The organism is Vibrio sp. Vb1554 (genome assembly GCF_033344235.1).
The window spans coordinates 1-1,489 of sequence record NZ_JAWPOJ010000165.1 but is presented as its reverse complement, the minus strand read 5'-3'; the positions used below and the strand labels follow the sequence as shown (position 1 = coordinate 1,489).

The 1,489-nt window shown below is 46.2% G+C and carries 1 pseudogene; it reads left to right on the top strand.

Going from position 1 to position 1,489, the window contains the following annotated elements:
* A pseudogene (locus R8N28_RS24610) lies at positions 1–1,489 on the top strand (hypothetical protein); the annotation flags it as partial.

Here is a 1,489-nt window from a genome sequence, read left to right as displayed (position 1 = left end):
GAATATCAAGTCGCAAACGTTTTGACGTACACGCTCACCGCAAAAAATACTGGCCTGTTTGCAGTAAAAGGCTTAGACATAACCCAACCTTTTTTGTCTCTTACTGGTGAGGTTCTAAGCGGTGCCAACGCTCCAGTTTTTAGTCATGTCGAGATCAGTGCTGTCGCTTCTTCTGGGAGTAATGCGGGAACATTTTCGAAAGCAGATGATTTGTCGGTAGAGAATGCGGAGCTATCCGTGGGTGGTTACATCACTTACACCATCAAAGCGACCGTTGCGAATGATCTGGTTTCTGACATTACAACTAAGGCATCGGCGTTAACGCGCGATGGCCCTGTAGAAAGTAATGTGCTTGTCACGCCTCCAGCGACGCCGAACGTTACGCTTACCCATACACTTTTGTCTTCGACACCTTATTTAATCAACGGTAAGCTCAATTTCGAAATCAAAGTCAGTAACAACGGTGGTGCGATTGCACATGGTTACCACGTTACGCAGAACATCAACACGTTACTTACCAACAATGGCTTGGCGAACGATCTCTCGTCTGCTTTTAACAACACCGATGTGACCGGAAATCCATTCTCAACGTGGACTGTAACGGTCAACAACATTGGCTCTAACTCCTTATCTGCCTATCAAGCAAGTGGAGTTCAAACTGATGTCGATTTTGACGATACGGTGTCGATCTACCCCGGAGAGTCAATCAATTACCTAGTTGAAGCTACACTGACGCCAACCACCATTGGTACGCTTCAAGGCTTTTCTGCTGCCGTCAAAGATTCATCAGGTTCATTAGTTCAGAGCGCAAACGTCGCAGATACAGTCAAAGCAGAAAAAGTGCTGAACGTTTCTGATTCCGAGATCGCCATTTCTAAAACAACCACCGCATCAGAATATGTGCCCGGTGGAAACATCGAATATGAAATTACGGTAACCAACGGTTCGTCTAAGTACTTTGCCAATAACTTATTGATTCAAGACAACTTAACTTGTGGCATGACGGAGCAAGCAGGTGGCGCTGGCGATGCGCAAGCGTTTAAAGAATGGAAAGTTGAAGTCATTTCGGGTGAGGACTCGCTTGGCTCGGATCCGGGTTCGTATAGCTATGGCTCATGGAGCTCAAATCCAATTGCTTTGACGCCCGATCTTGCTCCAGGAAAAACCGTTAAATACAAACTTACCGCAAAAACCAATGACGCTAGCATGGGCGTTATTTTGGATGACTCGACGAGCTGCGCCAACGACAACGTGACCGAAAGTGGTTCAGGGGTTCAAACTCCTGACGACAACTTGCGTGTTAGTAAAGATGTCGACAGTCGTTACTATTCATCGGGTCAAACACTCACTTACACCATCGTAGTGACTAACGATGGTGATGGCTTTGCAAACCAAGTTCAGGTCTTGGATGAACTCTCGGCGATCACTACTCAAGACATTAATGGTAATACGATCAACGCCTATTCGGATTGGACCATTACTGCAAACG